This window comes from Aeromonas sp. R2-3 (assembly GCF_040908375.1).
Lineage (GTDB): Bacteria > Pseudomonadota > Gammaproteobacteria > Enterobacterales > Aeromonadaceae > Aeromonas > Aeromonas veronii.
Genome location: NZ_JBFODP010000031.1, coordinates 235,913 through 252,319 on the forward strand (window position 1 = coordinate 235,913; position 16,407 = coordinate 252,319).

The 16,407-nt window shown below is 58.0% G+C and carries 14 protein-coding genes, 6 tRNA genes and 1 rRNA gene; 13 read left to right on the forward strand and 8 right to left on the reverse strand.

The genetic code is table 11. The annotated features are described in order from the left end of the window. Nucleotides 1-39 precede the first annotated feature (39 nt). Entirely contained in the window at nucleotides 40-912 is an 873-nt protein-coding gene (gene dapA, locus AB5Z02_RS17405; protein WP_368216549.1) for a 4-hydroxy-tetrahydrodipicolinate synthase, read from the reverse strand. Between the two features lie 280 nt (nucleotides 913-1,192). Between dapA and rsmC the strand changes: the two genes are divergently transcribed. The 9 genes from rsmC to AB5Z02_RS17450 all read left to right on the forward strand — a co-directional run bounded on the left by rsmC (nucleotide 1,193) and on the right by AB5Z02_RS17450 (nucleotide 6,194). Further along, nucleotides 1,193-2,221, forward strand: a complete 1,029-nt coding sequence (gene rsmC, locus AB5Z02_RS17410; RefSeq protein ID WP_368216550.1) for a 16S rRNA (guanine(1207)-N(2))-methyltransferase RsmC — start codon at nucleotides 1,193-1,195, stop codon at nucleotides 2,219-2,221. Nucleotides 2,222-2,372: 151 nt separating this feature from the next. Further along, a complete protein-coding gene (gene glgC, locus AB5Z02_RS17415; RefSeq protein WP_005340236.1) occupies nucleotides 2,373-3,590 on the forward strand; it encodes a glucose-1-phosphate adenylyltransferase in 1,218 nt (405 codons plus the stop codon). Continuing rightward, nucleotides 3,580-5,040, forward strand: a complete 1,461-nt coding sequence (glgA, locus tag AB5Z02_RS17420; protein ID WP_100646942.1) for a glycogen synthase GlgA — start codon at nucleotides 3,580-3,582, stop codon at nucleotides 5,038-5,040. Before glgC ends, glgA begins: the two co-directional genes overlap by 11 nt. 128 nt (nucleotides 5,041-5,168) lie before the next feature. Further along, a tRNA-Leu gene (locus AB5Z02_RS17425) sits at nucleotides 5,169-5,254 on the forward strand. A gap of 53 nt (nucleotides 5,255-5,307) precedes the next feature. After that, nucleotides 5,308-5,393, forward strand: a tRNA-Leu gene (locus AB5Z02_RS17430). Nucleotides 5,394-5,437: 44 nt separating this feature from the next. Beyond that, a tRNA-Leu gene (locus AB5Z02_RS17435) sits at nucleotides 5,438-5,523 on the forward strand. Nucleotides 5,524-5,569: 46 nt separating this feature from the next. Continuing rightward, nucleotides 5,570-5,655: transfer RNA gene (locus AB5Z02_RS17440), tRNA-Leu, on the forward strand. A 71-nt stretch (nucleotides 5,656-5,726) separates the two neighbouring features. Then, nucleotides 5,727-5,812, forward strand: a tRNA-Leu gene (locus AB5Z02_RS17445). 109 nt (nucleotides 5,813-5,921) lie between these two features. Further along, the gene (locus tag AB5Z02_RS17450) at nucleotides 5,922-6,194 is read left to right on the forward strand and encodes a late competence development ComFB family protein (protein WP_005343036.1); all 273 of its coding nucleotides are present in this window, start codon (nucleotides 5,922-5,924) and stop codon (nucleotides 6,192-6,194) included. Here the strand turns inward: AB5Z02_RS17450 and AB5Z02_RS17455 are convergent. Then, nucleotides 6,189-6,398, reverse strand: a complete 210-nt coding sequence (locus AB5Z02_RS17455; RefSeq protein WP_150998521.1) for a hypothetical protein — start codon at nucleotides 6,396-6,398, stop codon at nucleotides 6,189-6,191. The genes AB5Z02_RS17450 and AB5Z02_RS17455 overlap by 6 nt on opposite strands. Nucleotides 6,399-6,699: 301 nt before the next feature. On the opposite strand from AB5Z02_RS17455, the gene nhaC reads away from it, so the two are divergent. After that, nucleotides 6,700-8,109, forward strand: coding sequence for a Na+/H+ antiporter NhaC (nhaC, locus tag AB5Z02_RS17460; RefSeq protein WP_005357819.1), 1,410 nt, complete (start codon nucleotides 6,700-6,702; stop codon nucleotides 8,107-8,109). A gap of 139 nt (nucleotides 8,110-8,248) precedes the next feature. Here the strand turns inward: nhaC and erpA are convergent, their stop codons facing one another. The 3 genes from erpA to clcA form a co-directional block, all read right to left on the reverse strand. After that, nucleotides 8,249-8,599, reverse strand: a complete 351-nt coding sequence (gene erpA, locus AB5Z02_RS17465; RefSeq protein WP_005340225.1) for an iron-sulfur cluster insertion protein ErpA — start codon at nucleotides 8,597-8,599, stop codon at nucleotides 8,249-8,251. Nucleotides 8,600-8,686: 87 nt separating this feature from the next. Beyond that, on the reverse strand, nucleotides 8,687-9,382 hold the full coding sequence (locus AB5Z02_RS17470) for a DUF6776 family protein (RefSeq protein ID WP_005340216.1): 696 nt from the start codon (nucleotides 9,380-9,382) through the stop codon (nucleotides 8,687-8,689). Nucleotides 9,383-9,473: 91 nt separating this feature from the next. Next, nucleotides 9,474-10,862, reverse strand: coding sequence for a H(+)/Cl(-) exchange transporter ClcA (clcA, locus tag AB5Z02_RS17475; RefSeq protein ID WP_368216551.1), 1,389 nt, complete (start codon nucleotides 10,860-10,862; stop codon nucleotides 9,474-9,476). Between the two features lie 244 nt (nucleotides 10,863-11,106). Here clcA and hemL point away from each other — a divergent pair, with 244 nt between their 5' ends. Both hemL and AB5Z02_RS17485 read left to right on the forward strand, forming a co-directional pair. Then, a complete protein-coding gene (hemL, locus tag AB5Z02_RS17480) occupies nucleotides 11,107-12,393 on the forward strand; it encodes a glutamate-1-semialdehyde 2,1-aminomutase (protein WP_064341840.1) in 1,287 nt (428 codons plus the stop codon). 217 nt (nucleotides 12,394-12,610) lie between these two features. Further along, nucleotides 12,611-13,426, forward strand: a complete 816-nt coding sequence (locus AB5Z02_RS17485; protein ID WP_368216552.1) for a hypothetical protein — start codon at nucleotides 12,611-12,613, stop codon at nucleotides 13,424-13,426. Here the strand turns inward: AB5Z02_RS17485 and AB5Z02_RS17490 are convergent. Both AB5Z02_RS17490 and AB5Z02_RS17495 read right to left on the reverse strand, forming a co-directional pair. Then, nucleotides 13,341-14,243, reverse strand: coding sequence for a sulfite exporter TauE/SafE family protein (locus AB5Z02_RS17490; protein WP_064338862.1), 903 nt, complete (start codon nucleotides 14,241-14,243; stop codon nucleotides 13,341-13,343). The genes AB5Z02_RS17485 and AB5Z02_RS17490 overlap by 86 nt on opposite strands. 296 nt (nucleotides 14,244-14,539) lie before the next feature. After that, complete coding sequence (locus tag AB5Z02_RS17495) at nucleotides 14,540-15,289, reverse strand: DsbA family protein (protein WP_042084194.1); 750 nt, start codon at nucleotides 15,287-15,289, stop codon at nucleotides 14,540-14,542. A 197-nt stretch (nucleotides 15,290-15,486) separates the two neighbouring features. Between AB5Z02_RS17495 and AB5Z02_RS17500 the strand changes: the two genes are divergently transcribed. Next, nucleotides 15,487-15,574: transfer RNA gene (locus AB5Z02_RS17500), tRNA-Ser, on the forward strand. A 617-nt stretch (nucleotides 15,575-16,191) separates the two neighbouring features. Here the strand turns inward: AB5Z02_RS17500 and rrf are convergent. Then, nucleotides 16,192-16,306, reverse strand: a 5S ribosomal RNA gene (gene rrf / locus AB5Z02_RS17505). Nucleotides 16,307-16,407: the final 101 nt, after the last annotated feature.

Genomic DNA, 16,407 nt, shown 5'->3' on the forward strand with positions numbered 1-16,407 from the left:
GAAAACAAAACGGGTGAGCCTTGGCTCACCCGTTTTGCATTACAGCAGGTTGAGCTGCTGCATGGCGCTGCGAATGCGCTCGCGAGTCGCCTCCGACAGCGGCATCACCGGCAGGCGGCACTCCTCGCTACAGAAACCGAGCAGGGAAGCGGCATATTTGGCACCGGCCGGGCTCGGCTCGGCAAACATCGCCTGATGGAGCGGAATCAGCTTCTCTTGCAGTTCGCGTGCTTCTTGCCACTTGCCAGCCAGCGTGAGGTTCTGCACCTCGGCCACCAGCTTGGGGGCCACGTTGGCGGTCACAGAGATACAGCCCTGACCACCGCCGATGTTGTAGGCCACAGCAGTGGCATCTTCACCGGATAGCCAGGCGAAGGGCTTTTTGATCAGCTGGCGCTCGGTCCAGGGGCGCGCCAGATCGCCGGTGGCATCTTTCACCCCGGCAATACGCGGCAGCTCGGCCAGACGGGCCAGGGTCGCGGGTTGCACGTCGACGATGGCGCGCGGCGGGATGTTGTAGACGATGATCGGCTTGGCGGTGGCATCGTGTACCGCCTTGAAGTGGTGGTAGAGCCCCTCCTGATTGGGACGGTTGTAGTAACCGGCTACATGCAGAGTGGCATCAGCCCCCACCCGCTCGGCATGGAGGGTGTACTCGATGGCTTCGACCGGATTGTTGGAGCCCGCTCCGGCAATCACCGGAATACGGCCAGCGACCTGTTTGACCACCAGCTCCACCACTCGGCAATGCTCGTCGTGGGTCAGGGTCGGACTTTCCCCCGTGGTACCCACCGGCACAATGCCGTGAGTGCCCTGTTCGATATGCCACTCCACCAGACGCAGCAGCGCCTCTTCATCCAGCTTTCCCTGTCGAAACGGGGTGATCAACGCAACGATTGAACCTTGAAACATGGGATCTCCTTCTCCTAAATGACGCGCATATGGCAATAAAAAACCCCGGTACGATGTGCGCAACCGGGGTTTGAAGCTTCTCAGGGATGAGAGGTTACGCGCGAACGTCGGCAGGCCCGAATTTCAGGCTTTTTTTGTGCTTTCGTTTCAACCCGTTGAACCGCATTTCGTCATCTCTGGTCAAAAAATGGTGTCTGGGCATATTTCGGGAACACGGCATAAATGTCAAGGCGAAAGGGGCTATGTATAATGGCCGCCCAAAATTGCGTGGAGAGACCCGATGAGCAGCCCAATCAGTGCCGTCAGCCAGATGCTGGAACGAAACCAAGCCCTCTTTGTCGGCAAGCGGCTACTTGTCTGTGGCGCGCTGGAGGATGACTACCCCCGCCAGCTGGTGAGCCTGGCCCGGACCCTGACCGTCTTTACCACCGATTACTGCTACTACCGCAGCCAGCAGGCCGCCCTCGGCGAGGCTATCCTGTTCGACCACCAGCTCGGCGGCGCCCCCCGCTTCGATGCCCTGTTGCTGCTGATGCCCAAAGCCAAGGCCGAGGCACAATACCTGCTGGCCATGATGACCCCCTTGCTGGAAGCGGGTGCCGATCTGTTCCTCGCCGGTGAAAACCGCGGCGGCATCAATGGCGCCGACAAGCTGCTGGCCCCCTATGGCGAAAAGCCGGTCAAGCGCGATTCGGCCCGCCGCTGCTCGCTCTATCATGGTGAGCTGAGCAAACCGGTCGCCCCGTTCGATCTGGATAGCTGGTTTGGCCGCTATCAGTGCAAGGCCGGTGATACCGAGCTGACCGTGCTGGCACTGCCCGGCGTCTTCAGCGCCGCCGAGCTGGATCTCGGCACCCAGATGCTGCTGGCTGCAGTGCCACCGATGAAGGGCGAGCTGCTCGATTTCGGTTGTGGCGCCGGGGTGATTGGGTCTGTGCTGGCCAAGCGCAATCCGGCTCTGCGGGTCAACATGGTGGATATCAGCGCACTGGCACTCGAATCAAGCCGCCGCACCCTGGCGATCAACGGTCTGCAGGGCAAGGTCACCGCTTCCGATGTCTATTCGGATGTCTCCACCCGTTTCCAGCACATCGTCTCCAACCCGCCATTCCATGCGGGTCTCAAAACCTTCTATGCGGCGACCGAGCAGTTCCTGGCCAAGGCACCTGAATTTTTGCTGCCAAATGGTTCGCTGACCATTGTTGCCAACGCCTTCTTGCGCTACCAGCCTATACTGGAGACACACTTCAAACGGACTGAAGTGATCAGCAGTGATGCCAAATTCAAGGTCTATCTGAGCAAAATGTAAATAAGTGTAAGCAGCACAATAAAACAGCTAGAGAGCGCCATCCGGCATCTGATAAGGTATTAAGCACACGATAAAAACCACCCCTTTAGGGGTGTTTTTATACCGAACATTGAAAACCTTTTCATGTTGTTAATTCAGGGAGAGAAATACGATGGCAGGCATTTTGACCATGATCCTGGCTGGTGGCGAAGGTACTCGCCTGCAGCCTCTGACCACCACCCGCAGCAAGCCTTCCGTCCCCTTCGGTGGCAGCTACCGGCTAATCGACTTTGTCCTCAACAACTTCGTCAACGCCGACTTTCTGCGCATCTATGTACTGACCCAATTCAAATCTCAGTCCCTCTACCTGCACATGAAGAAGGGGTGGAATATCGTCGGCATCACCGACCGCTTTATCGATCCCATCCCGGCCCAGATGCGGATGGGCAAACGCTGGTATGACGGCACCGCCGACGCCATTTACCAGAACCTCGGCTTTATCGAGCGGGCCGAACCGGATCATGTCTGCATCTTCGGCTCCGACCACATCTACAAGATGGATGTAAGCCAGATGGTCACCTTCCACAAGCAGAAGAACGCCGCCATGACGGTCGCGGCACTTCGCATGCCCATCGAAGAGGCCAGCGCATTCGGGGTGATCGAGGTGGATACCGAAGGGCGGATGATCGGCTTTCAGGAAAAGCCGAAGCAGCCCAAGCACATTCCCGGCGATCCGACCCAGGCGCTGGTCTCCATGGGCAACTACATCTTCGAGACCGATGCCCTCTGCCGCGAGTTGAAGCGGGATGCCGCCGAGGAGAACTCCAGCCACGACTTTGGCAAGGATGTGATCCCGAGCCTCTACCCACGTGCCCCCGTCTATGTCTATGACTACAGCACCAACGTCATCCCCGGCGAGAAACCGCACGTCTACTGGCGGGATGTGGGCACCCTCGACTCTTATTGGCAAGCACACATGGACTTGGTGGCCGACAATCCCCCCTTCTCCCTCTATAACCGCAAGTGGCCCCTGCACACCCACTATCCGGCGCTGCCGCCTGCTACCTTCATCGACAGCGACGAGTGCAAGGTGAAGATCGCCAACTCGCTGATCTCCGCCGGTTGCTTCATTCAGGGCAGCCAGATCCAGCGCTCCATCCTCGGTTTCCGCTGCAATATCGGCGCGTGCAGCCATATCAGTGAGTCCGTGCTGCTGGGGGATGTGAAGATTGGTGAAGGGTGCTCCATCCGGCGCGCGATCATTGATAAAAATGTTGAAATTGCGCCCGGCACCGTTATCGGTGAAAATCTGGACCACGATAGAGAGCGATTTACCGTATCCGAAGGCGGTATCGTGGTGGTACCTAAGGGAGCAAGAGTTGGCTATTAACCCACTGAAAATCCTGTTTGTTGCCTCGGAGGTTGAGGGGCTGGTCAAGACCGGGGGCCTGGCCGATGTCGCCAGAGCCCTGCCGATGTACCTGGCCCAGAAGGGGCATGATGTCAGGATCATGTTGCCCTTCTACAAGACGATAAAGCGACGGGATGAGGCCAGATTAGTGGCGTCACGCTGGTTGCCAACCCACCCTGGGCTGCCGGATATCGGTTATCGCATATACCAGATGGAGCTGGATGGCGTCTGCGTCTATCTGCTTGACTGCCCGCAATATTTCGATCGTCCCCAGCTCTACGCCGAGAACAATCAGGCCTATCCGGATAATGGCGAGCGCTTTGCCTTCTTCTCGGCCGCGGCCCTCCATGCCTGCGAGCAGCTCGGCTTTGCTCCGGATATCGCCCACTGCAATGACTGGCACACAGGCCTGCTGCCACTGCTGCTGAAAACCCGTCACGCCCACAACCCCTTCTTCCAGCAAACCCGCAGCGTGATCAGCATTCACAACGCGGCGTTTCAGGGGGTGTTTGGCCGCGAGCAGTTCTGGGCCATGCCCGAGATCGCCGACTACGAACGCCGCATCAACTACGACTACGGCCACGTCAATCTGCTCAAATGCGGGGTGCTCTACGCCGACAAGATCAACGCAGTCAGCCCCAACTATGCCCAGGAGCTGCTGACTCACCTCGGTGCCCACGGCATGGCGCATATCTTCCAGCAACGGGCGGCAGATCTCTGCGGCATCCTCAACGGTTGCGACTACAAGGACTGGGATCCGGAGTTCGACGAATTCCTGCCCGCGACCTACAGCATCGACAACATGGCTGGCAAACAGACCTGCAAAGAGAGCCTGCAACAGGAGGCGGGGCTGGCCGTGGCGGACTTGCCCATCTACGGCATGGTTTGCCGCCTGACCGAGCAGAAGGGCGTTCCCCTGCTGCTCCCTGCGTTGGAGAAATTCCTCCACCATCAGGTACAAGTGGTGATCGTCGGCTCTGGCGATCCTGCGCTCGCCACGCAACTGCAAACCATGGCCCGGGATTATCCGGGCAAGCTCGCCTTCATCAACACCTATGACGATCGGCTGGCCCATCTGGTCGAAGCCGGTGCCGACTTCTTCCTGATGCCCTCGCTGTTCGAGCCTTGCGGCCTCAACCAGATGTACAGCCTCGCCTATGGCACTCTGCCCCTGGTGCGGGCCGTGGGTGGTCTGAAAGATACCGTGGTGGATTGGGATGCCGATCCCGAGCATGCCACCGGCTTCTGTTTTAACGATCCGACTGCCGCCATCCTGCTCGATACCATGCGCCGCAGCCTGCTCTATTTCCTGCAGGACAAGGAACGCTTTGCCAAGGTGCAGCGCAATGCCATGAGCACCCGCTTCAACTGGCCTGACTCGGTCACCCAGTATGAACGGATGTATCAGAGCGCATTGGGCCGTTACTGAATGCCAAACGTCAGCTAATTGCTGAAGTTTTGTACCCTTGGCTTCACTTTGAGCGTCAACAGCGAAAAAAGTCCCCTTTGGCTGTTGACGCTCCCCCAAAACTCTATAGAATCCCCCTCCGCAGTGATGCGAAGGTGGCGGAATTGGTAGACGCGCTAGCTTCAGGTGTTAGTGTCCCACGGATGTGAGGGTTCGAGTCCCTCTCTTCGCACCAATACTGCCATGCTGATTCAGCAGCATGTAAATCCAACTAGAAAACCCGAATGTGCGAAGGTGGCGGAATTGGTAGACGCGCTAGCTTCAGGTGTTAGTGCCCCCCGGGTGTGAGGGTTCGAGTCCCTCTCTTCGCACCATGCTTCTCCAGACAGCATGTAAATCAAAACTGGTAACACAATGTGCGAAGGTGGCGGAATTGGTAGACGCGCTAGCTTCAGGTGTTAGTGTCCCACGGATGTGAGGGTTCGAGTCCCTCTCTTCGCACCATGCTTTATCCAGACAGCATGTAAATCCAGACTGGAAACCCGAATGTGCGAAGGTGGCGGAATTGGTAGACGCGCTAGCTTCAGGTGTTAGTGCCCCCCGGGTGTGAGGGTTCGAGTCCCTCTCTTCGCACCATGATTCTGACATGTAAAAACAGAGCAATGCGCTCCAACCGCATTTAAAAACCAGCTGGAGAAAATCAGTGTGCGAAGGTGGCGGAATTGGTAGACGCGCTAGCTTCAGGTGTTAGTGTCCCACGGATGTGAGGGTTCGAGTCCCTCTCTTCGCACCATTCATTACGCAAAAGGCCCATCACGAAAGTGATGGGCCTTTTGTTTTTAATCCTTGTTATGGCTATGCTTTTGACGACTCCCCGCTCATCGTCATGCCAAGGAACGCATATGATACTGGATACCGACATTCACAACTTTTACGAACATCTGGTGCTCAAGGAGATTGAGAAACAGGGGCTGCAGCAAAAGCTCAACAGCGATCAGATGGCCGACCTCTGCTGCCTCACCCTCAACCAGCTTCCGGCCCACTATATTCGCCACAATGTCGACATGATCTACTTCCTGACCGACGCCAAGCGTACCGAAATGGAGAAACTGGTGGTCGAATCGCTCAAGGTGGCACAGCAGAAGATCAAGCAGGCTCCCGTCAAAAGCTCATAACCAGGGCTGCTGCCAGAGCAGGGTGACGATACCGGTCAACCCGGCCACTGGCAGCAAGATCAAGGCGGGCCGCAATCCGGGCTCCAGCATCACCCAGGCAGCCAGCAGAAAACCGGCACTCCAGGTGCCGTACTCTTTATTCTGACCCCATGCGAGCACGGCCACCGCCACCAGCAACATCATCCCCCGCAATATCCAGCGCATTGTTTTCTCCCCAACCAACAATTGATAATAATTATCATCTTCATCTACTGGGAATGCAAGTGGCGTCACAGACAAGCTTCGTATGTGACCCTTTGTGTCAACAGGCCGCTCAAAAACGGGTTATGAGATCAACTAATTTGTGATTTTTTCAATCAAATGTGCATTTTTGCCAATTTGATGGGGCTTTAACCCGCCGGGTTTGTGGTAGATTGCGGCCTCTTTTTGGGTTGCCTCCTCGGGATCGATGTATCCACAGGACGAGAGGGAGTGACCTTGGCGAGCAAGAGTTTAGGACGTATCTATGCAAAACCAACAAAACCACATCCGACTACCGGGCATGGCACAGGTGTTTGCCTGTCTGGCCATTTTCCTGGCCCTGGCATTCTCGTTCACCAGCGTGCTCGATCTGCCGATCCAGCTGGCGTTGTTCATCGCCTGGTTCGTCATCATGGGGCTTGGCATCAAACTCGGCCACGATTACAAATCCCTGGAACAGGCAGCCGTTGACGGCGTTGCCAAGGGAATGGGGGCCATCCTGATCCTGGTCTCCGTCGGTGCTCTGGTCGGCACCTGGATTGCCGGTGGCATAGTCCCCAGCATCATCTACTTCGGCCTCAAGGTGATTCACCCGTCCATCTTCCTGCTGGCAACCTTGATCATCTGCTCCCTGACCTCGCTGGCCACCGGCACTTCCTGGGGCTCTGCTGCCACGGCCGGCATCGCCATGATGGGGATCGGCCACAGCCTCGGCGTGCCTGCGCCGCTGGTAGCCGGTGCCGTGCTCTCCGGCGTCTACTTCGGTGACAAGCTCTCTCCGCTCTCCGACTCAGTAGTGCTGGCTTCGACCATGTCCAACGTCGACGTGGTGGAACATATCAAGGGGATGCTGCCCATCAGCCTGCTCTCCTATGTCATCACTGCCGTGCTGTTCACCGTAGTGGGCATGCAGTATTCGGGCAACGTCAGCCTGGAGCAGGTCAATCTGGTGATGGAGGCGCTCGACAACCAGTTCAACATTACCCCACTGGCCATAGTACCGGTGGTGCTGGTACTGGGCCTGTTGGCCAATCGCAAGCCCGCCTTCCCGGTGATCAGCTTCGGCGCCCTGCTTGGCCTGATCTGGGCCATCGCCTTCCAGGGCATGGATCCGGTCAAGGCAATGCACTCGGCTTATAGTCCGTTTGCCATCACCTCCGGCATCGATTTTATCGACAACATTCTCGGGCGCGGCGGCATGGAGTCCATGCTGGGCTCGGTCGCGGTCATCATCTTCGGTCTCGGGTTTGGCGGCCTGCTGGAGAAGGTCGGCATTCTGGAAGTGATCGCCAGCGCCTTCGAGAAGCGCATCAACAGCGTCGGCAGCCTGACCAGCCACACCATCGGTACTGCGTTTCTGGCCAACGTGTTTGGCTCGGCCATGTATGTGTCGCTGATCCTGACCCCCAAGATCATGGCCAAAAACTACGACCGACTGGGACTGGCGCGCAAGAACCTCTCTCGCAACGCCGAGTTTGGCGGCACCCTCACCTGCGGCATGGTGCCCTGGAGCGACAACGGCATCTTCATGGCCGGGGTTCTGGGGGTAGCAACCCTCGACTACCTGCCCTACATGTGGCTGAGCTTCACCTGCATCATTGTGACCATCACCCTCGCCTACATGGGCAAGGCAGTGAACCGGATCCCGCTGGTCGCGGCGGCAAGCTCCCGCTAAGCCATCCTGCAAACAACAAAGGCGCCATCGAGGCGCCTTTGTTGTTTCAGAGAAATGCTGTTTGATGGCGTTCACTGATCACCACAAACAAAAACAGCCCTCGTTGCCGAGAGCCGTTTCATCAGACCGATAATGCCGATCAGATGGAGAAGCTGGAGCCACAGCCACAGGTCGTGGTGGCATTGGGGTTGGTCACGGTGAAGCGTGAACCTTCCAGACCCTCGGTGTAATCCACACTGCCGCCTACCAGATATTGCAGGCTCATGGGATCGATCACCATGGTGACGCCATTCTTCTCGACTACGGTGTCCCCGTCGTTGATCTTCTCATCAAAGGTAAAGCCATACTGGAAACCGGAGCAGCCCCCACCCGTGATGTATACCCGCAGCTTCAGCTCGGGATTCTCTTCCTCGGTGATCAGGTTCTTCACCTTGTTGGCCGCCGCATCCGTCATCTGGATGGGCAGCGGGGCTTCTGCTACTGCACTCATTACTGACCTCACAACCATTAGATCCACAAACATGGAAACCGCGAAATTATCCAATACCCGACCATTCAGTTCAAGTATTCACCACGTTTAACCGGCCGCGGGAACCGGAGCAGGCGGTGCGGCGACCAGCGGCTTGATCACCTCGCCCCACTCAACCAGCAACTCTTGCGCCGGTTGCCTGCCATCCTTGTTGATGGTGACACGGATCCGATCCGGCACAAAGCCTTCCGGCAACTGCCAATTCCCTTCCAGCAGCTGGAAATAACGCAGGGCATAACGCCACTCGCTCACCTTCATTCCGAGATCGCGGCCGGTTAGCGTCTTCGGCTTGTCAGCCAGACTCCCCTCGACCCGGATCTGCACCTGACCACGGAACAGCTCCCGCTTTTTGGCGGGCTGGGTCAGGGCGAGACGATAGTGGTAGCGACCGGGAATGCTGGTCTCCTGCAAGGTCAGGTTGTCGATCACTACCCCCACCTGTTCGCCGGTAGGACGCATGATCCGCTCGAAAAAGGCCAGCTGGCGCTTGAGCTCCTGCACCTGCGCCTCCTGACTCTTCAGGGTGGTCTGCAACTGCTCGAATGCCGCTTTCTGGGTCGCCAGCCGGGTATCTTTCACTCCCAGCTCGGTCTTGAGCTGGCCGATGGCCTTGCCCTGACGATCCAGCGTCTCCTGTTGCACCACCAACAGACTGCTCTGGGCCAGCTCCTGACGGTTACCGACAAAGTAACCGATGAGCCCGCCAACGGCTAACACGACCAATAACTTCAATAGATTGGACATAGCCCCTCATCCCGTTATCACGCCATTTACGGCAGCGCCTCTCCCTTCACTATACCGCCCGGACCTGGGTCAAACGCGATAAAGGGAAAAATTAACTGGCCGTGGCGCTGCCATCACCCCGCTTTTGACGCGCGGCGAGCCGTAAAGTTCGCTCCAGGATCTGGGAATAGATGGGTCGGCCACCCAGCCACTGGGCAACCAGAGTCGCACCGACCGTGGTGATCATCATCGGCAGGATCAGCTGATAGTTGTCGGTCATCTCGGTGACCAGCACGATGCCGGTGATGGGGGCTCGCACGGTGGCAGCAAACAGCGCCCCCATCCCTGCGATGGCAAAAGCGCCGGGCTCAATACCCAGCTCGGGAAATGCCGCATGAAACAGATGGCCGAACACCACGCCAAACAGGGTGCCCAGCGCCAGGGTCGGCGCAAACACCCCGCCCGGCGCACCGGAGCAGAAGCAGATAAGGGTCGCGACCAGCCGCACCGAGAAGATGAGGAACAGGGTCGCCATCGCGTACTCATTCCCCATCAGATGGGGAATGAGCTCGGTGCCGCCGCCCGTCACCGAGGGGGCAAACAGCGACAACACACCAAAGGTCCCGGCGACCAGCATGCCGATGGCCACGAAACGGTGGCGCTTGTTCTGATGCAGCGCCAGATAGCCATCCTGACAGGCCAGCACCAGCTTGTTGAAGACAAAACCCAGTACCCCGAAGGTGGCCCCCATAAAGAGGAACAGCCAGAGCGCCTTGAGGGCGGGCGCATCGTAGTGGGGCAGAGTGATCACCGCCCCCTGCCCTTTCATGTTCTGCAACATCAGGGTCGCCATGATGGCGGAGATCCCCACCGCCTTGATGGCCAGAAAGGAGTAGCGGAATTGCGGCCGCATCTCCTCCATCACAAACAGAATGCCCGCCAGCGGCGCATTGAAGGCTGCCGCCAGACCGCCCGCCGCACCAGCCGCCAACAGGGCATGACCATGCTCCTTGGGCAGCCGGAAGATATCAGCCACCATCTTGCCGAGGTTGCCGCCGATCTGTACCGAGGGCCCCTCCCGCCCCAGCACCATGCCGGAACTCAGGGTGCAGATGCCACCGAAGAACTTGACCGGTAACACTCGCCACCACCGTACCGGGCGCAGATCGTCCATCGCCCCCTCGATCTCGGGAATGCCGGACCCCCCCGCTTCCGGGGCAAAGGTATGAGTGAGGAAGTAGCCGACAAATCCCAGCAAGGCGCTGAAGCCAAAGCCAAGCAGACCGAGCTGCCACCAGGGACGGTCGGCCAGCAAGGCGATGCGTTGTTCTGCCAGCCAGTGGACACCAGATTCGAACAGACCGCACACCAGTCCGGCCAGGGTGCCGACCAGCGCCGCCAGCAGCAGCACCAGCAAGGGCATCTTGTCTTGCCGGATAATGCGGGAAAGCGGCCCCCGCGCAGAGGTATCGGCTTCAGAGGAGAGAGCTTGTTGCGCCATCTTGTTACACCAACTTGGAAAAACCATATCGTCAGCTAGCTGAGATCAGGATCACCCGGCGCGTTGCTCGGCTGCCCAGGGCTGGGGCTTTCTGCTATAGTCGGCCCGTTAAATTTTTGTCACGGGAGCAGACCGAGAGTCCGGGTGGCGAGAGCGCAAAGCATACTCCTGATGCTCCGGCCTGCCGAGTCTCAATCGGCTGCAATCCCTTGTGTGACGACCAAAATCCCATTAAGGATGATCCATGTCAAAATCAGATCAGCTGTTTGAACAGGCCCGCCAGACCATTCCGGGTGGCGTCAACTCACCGGTCCGCGCCTTCAATGGGGTCGGCGGCACGCCCCGCTTCATCGATCACGCCGATGGCGCCTATCTCTATGATGTGGATGGTCAGGCCTACGTGGATTACATCGGCTCCTGGGGCCCCATGCTGCTGGGTCACAACCACCCGGCCATCAAAGCCGCCGTCATCAAGGCCGTTGAGAAGGGGCTGAGCTACGGTGCTCCGACCGAGATCGAAGTGCTGATGGCCGAGAAAGTCCGCCAGATCGTCCCCTCCATGGAGCAGGTGCGGATGGTCAACTCCGGCACCGAAGCCACCATGAGCGCCATCCGTCTGGCCCGTGGCTACACCGGCCGCGACAAGATCGTCAAATTCGAGGGCTGCTACCACGGCCACGCCGACTCCCTGCTGGTCAAGGCAGGTTCCGGCGCCCTGACCCTGGGTCAGCCCAACAGCCCGGGCGTTCCGGCCGATTTCGCCAAACACACCCTGACCTGCGTCTTCAACGATCTGGATTCGGTGCGTGAAGCCTTCACCCAGTACGGCAGCGAGATCGCCTGTATCATCGTCGAGCCGGTCGCAGGCAACATGAACTGCATCCCGCCGGTCCCCGGCTTCCTGGAAGGGCTGCGCGCCATATGTGACGAGTTCGGTGCCCTGCTGATCTTGGACGAGGTGATGACCGGCTTCCGCGTCTCCCTGCGCGGTGCTCAGGGTCACTACAACATCGACCCGGATCTCACCACCCTCGGCAAGATCATCGGTGCCGGCATGCCTGTCGGCGCCTTCGGCGGCAAGAAGAAGGTGATGCAGCACATTGCCCCGACCGGCCCTGTCTATCAGGCGGGGACTCTCTCCGGCAACCCGGTGGCCATGGCGGCCGGTCTGACCATGCTGGATCTGCTGCTGGAGCCGGGTCTCTATGAGCAGCTGAGCGCCAAGACAGCTCGTGTTGCCGAGGGACTGAAAGCTGCCGCCGCCAAACACGGTATCCCGCTCGCCATCAACTATGTGGGCGGCATGTTCGGCTTCTTCTTCACCGAAGAGAGCGAAATCACCCGCTACGAGCAGGTCACTCGCTGCGATATGGAACGCTTCAAGCGCTTCTATCACCTGATGCTCGAAGAGGGCGTCTATCTGGCGCCGAGCGCCTACGAGGCAGGCTTCCTGTCGCTGGCTCACGGCGACAAGGAGATTGAACACACTCTGGCCGCCGCCGAACGCAGCTTCGCCAAGCTGGCTGGCTAAATCGCCGCTGGTTGTCGCAAAGGGCCCGTCATGGGCCCTTTTCTATTACAGAGACTCCATCACCACACAGGGCGGCAATACGCCCATTTCTGGTGCATTACCCCCTCGTCATCCACCGATTTGTCATTCTCTGGTGCAACTTACCCCGCCATCCCTGTCATAAAGCAGGCCCACTATTTGCAAATTCACCACAAGAGCCCACGTCACCGAGGTCCATATGGCAGAGATGAGCCCCATCGATGTGCTGCGGCGCTATCAGGAGTATCAGGAGGAGCTGACCCCGCTACTGCAGGGGCTACTCAGTGCCCCCCTTGCCTCGCTCAAGGGGTATCCCTTTGTCGTCAGCATTGACCACTATCTGGGGCCGATGTGCATCCAGCCTGCGGCACCGGCGGCCCATAACCGGCTGCACCTTATCGTGCAGGGGCAAGGACGGGAGATCACCGTCTGTCTGAATCAGCTGATTGGTTGGTTGATGGGAGACAGGGAGCGCCGCCGCGCCATGCCCTGGTTCAAGGCGGTCTATGTGGTGCTCAGCATGGCGCTGTTTTTGATCGTCGCCACCCTGATCTGGCACGGGCTGGAACAGCTCTACCAGCTATTGTGCGGCGAGCAGCAGAACCAGCTCGGCGCCTTTAGCGCCATCATCTTCCTGACGCTGGCACTGGCGGTGTTCGATCTGGGCAAGACCATTCTGGAAGAGGAGGTACTGCTGCATAAGGATATCTTCCGCCACAGCGCCATTCGCCGCACCATCACCCGCTTTATCGCCGCCATTCTGATCGCGGTCTCCATCGAGGGGCTGTTGCTGCTGTTCAAAGGCTCGCTCGGCCAGAGCGAGCTGCTCTGGCCAGCGGTCGGAGTGATGGGGTGTGCGGTGGGTTTGCTGCTGGCGCTTGGCCTCTATGTCTTTCTGGGAGCCAAGGCCGAAGCGGCACTGGTACAGGCTAGCCTGCGCTCTCCACCGTCAGTTGCACAGGGGAGCGACGCGCCGCCCGCCAGGAGGCGTACATGGTCCAGGAGGTATAGATGACGATAAAGGCAACCAACCACTTCAGCATCTCCATATCCATGGATTTGACCAGCATGGCGGCCAGCACCACACCGATGGGGCCAAAGATGGCCACCGCCAGCACCGCCTTGGCATCGAACGCCCCTTTGCGGATAAAGGTGCCTGCGGAGAAGACGCTGAGCACTGCGGTGGAGCCCATCATGATCGGAAACGCCGCCAGCGGATTCATCCCCAGCAGATAAACCAGCGTCATGCAGGGAGCAAACAGGCCGATACCGACATTCATCAGCACCCCGAAGATGAAATTGCCAAGCAGGGCGATCGCCAGCTTGTAGCCGCTGAGCCCCATCGCATCGCCGCCTACAGGGAAAAGCCCCAGCAGACCGGCAAAGATAAGCCCTGCAACGACCAGTAAGGAGATAGCCATCACCAACCGGATGGTTTGCCGATCAAACGAGGCCACATGACGAGCGCCCCAGGCCGCGCCCGCTGCGGCGGCCATCATCATGCTGATCAGCGTCAGCGGCTCCACCGCGACTGCGCCGACGAAGATCAGCGACTGAGTCACGGTCGGCAGCACGCACTGCCCATTGAGGGTACCCGGCAGCACCCGGTCATCGATCAGCTTGAACTGCTTGTAGCAGGCGGTCTTTACCGCAAAGCTGCCCACCCCCAGGGTATCGAGGAAGTTGGCAACCCCACCGATCAACGCCACCGGCCAGAAGGGGGTCGCCTCAAAGGATCCACTCTGCTTCTTCCGCCAGCAGGCTTGCACCAGCATAAAGATGAATACGAGGCCTCCGGCTATAAAAACCAGCCGTAAAATATCAACTAACATAGGGGTTTCTCCTGCAACGGGCGGCGATTCTAAGGCAAGCAGCAGAAAAAATCTTGACCGGAATTAAGCAATGCTCACGACACGCCTCTGCAAGGTAAAATATTTATCAATAGACTCCGAACGACTCTGCTAATACTTGTTACTGAGGCCAACAGGCCGGGTCCTGAGCACGTTGTTATGGTCCTTTCGCGACGACCACTTGTGCCAAAGGACATAATAAAAAAGAGGGCCGGTAGTGATACCGACCCTCTTTCTGTATCTGGCCGGGGCGCTGGGCCCTCGACCATGACAACTGCTTATTGAATGCTCTTGCCGGCACGCACGTCCTTGATAAACCCCTTCAGGCTGGCCAGATCACGGGGGGCACCGCGCAGGATCTGATCACCGATGATGAAGGCCGGGGTACCGGAGATACCGAGCGCTTCAGCCAGCGCACGGTTGGTACCGAGGTTCTGGTCAATGCTGCCATCCTTGATCTTGGCTTCCACCTTGCTCCAGTCAACACCAGCCGCCACAGCCAACTGCTTGACCTGTGCTTCATCAGCGAGCGGGCCCTGATGGGTATAGAGCTTCTCGTGGAACGCCTGGTACTTGTCAGGCTGACCCAGCTGGACCGCCAGCGCAGCACGGGCGGCGAAGTAGGAGGACTCGCTCAGAATGGGGAACTGCTTGTAGATGTAACGGATATCTTTATCTTCCGCCATCAGCTGCTTGACCAGCGGATGGGCCCGTTTGCAGTAACCGCAGTTGTAATCGAAAAACTCTACAATGGTCAGCGACGCCTTCGGATTCCCCATCTCGGGATCCTGATTGGCATAAAGCTGCTTGGAGTGAGCCTTGATCAGCGCCTTGTCACTCTCGGCCTGCTGGCTCTCCTGCTTGGCACGCAGGGCATTGGACATCTCGACCAGGATCTCGGGATTCTTGACCAGATAGTCGCGAACGATTTGCTCGACATCGCTTTTGGTCAGCTCGCTTGCATGTACCGGCGTCGCCAGCAGGGTCACGCCAGCCAGCGCGCAAAACAGGGCATTTTTAATAGTCATAACGTTATCTTGCAGAGGATATGATAGAGGCCACTATAGTGGTTGAGTCTGTTTTCAAGTCAAGTTATCTGGCCAAAAAAGCGCTTGAGACGCCCTGATTGCCACTTTTTCATGTCGTTTCGCGCAATTAACCAGCAATCGAACCGGACGGGGATTTACAAGCCGGATCAGCATGGTAATATTCGCCGCACTGCTGCGGAGGGGTGGCAGAGCGGCTGAATGCACCGGTCTTGAAAACCGGCGATGGGCGACCATCCGTGGGTTCAAATCCCACCTCCTCCGCCATTTATACCGAGCCCATGCAACCATGTTGCGTGGGCTTTTTACTTGCCTGCGATTTGTCATTCCTCATAGCTCTCAACACATTAGTCTTCTTCAACATCCTCCTAATCTTCCCGCCTGCGGGCTCAATAATCACCAGAAAATCACCAATCAACCTCAGAAGATCTGAGTTACTGCGCACATCCCAGCCCCAAACCACAACGACAACGACAACACGCAGCGACCACAACTCCTGCATGTTGGTACCGCCAATAACCCCTCTTCGGAATAAAGTCAGGGCCGATTAACACAGTCATAGAAAGCAGGGACGATGGGGTTGCGGCTTAAACAGAAGGGGCGGCTAACTCAGGAAGCAGAGATCCCAAGCAAGAGATCATGACGTATAGGCGATCATGGGATGCACAGGATATGACGACGCCAGAGCCACCGGAAAAAGCGACAGCGGTTCAGCGAAGAAAGAGTACCAAGCGGAACATCAGGCTATTTGTGGAAGCAGAAAACAGCGACGAGTAACAATAAGAACAGAGGAGAAGAGATAAGATGGGTCAATTATCAGGCGACTTACTGAATTGCAGGCAATAAAAAACCCCGCTCGATGAGCGGGGTTTCTTGTATTGGGTACCTGGCAGTGTCCTACTCTCGCATGGCGAATGCCACACTACCATCGGCGCTACCGCGTTTCACTTCTGAGTTCGGCATGGGATCAGGTGGTTCCACGGCGCTATGGCCGCCAGGCAAATTCTTCAATCTTGGAAAGCTGACGTGAATAACAACTTAGCTAGTTTGCCTTGTCACTATCACTGAATTTGAGTAGTTCGTTCATTCGCTACAAGGCC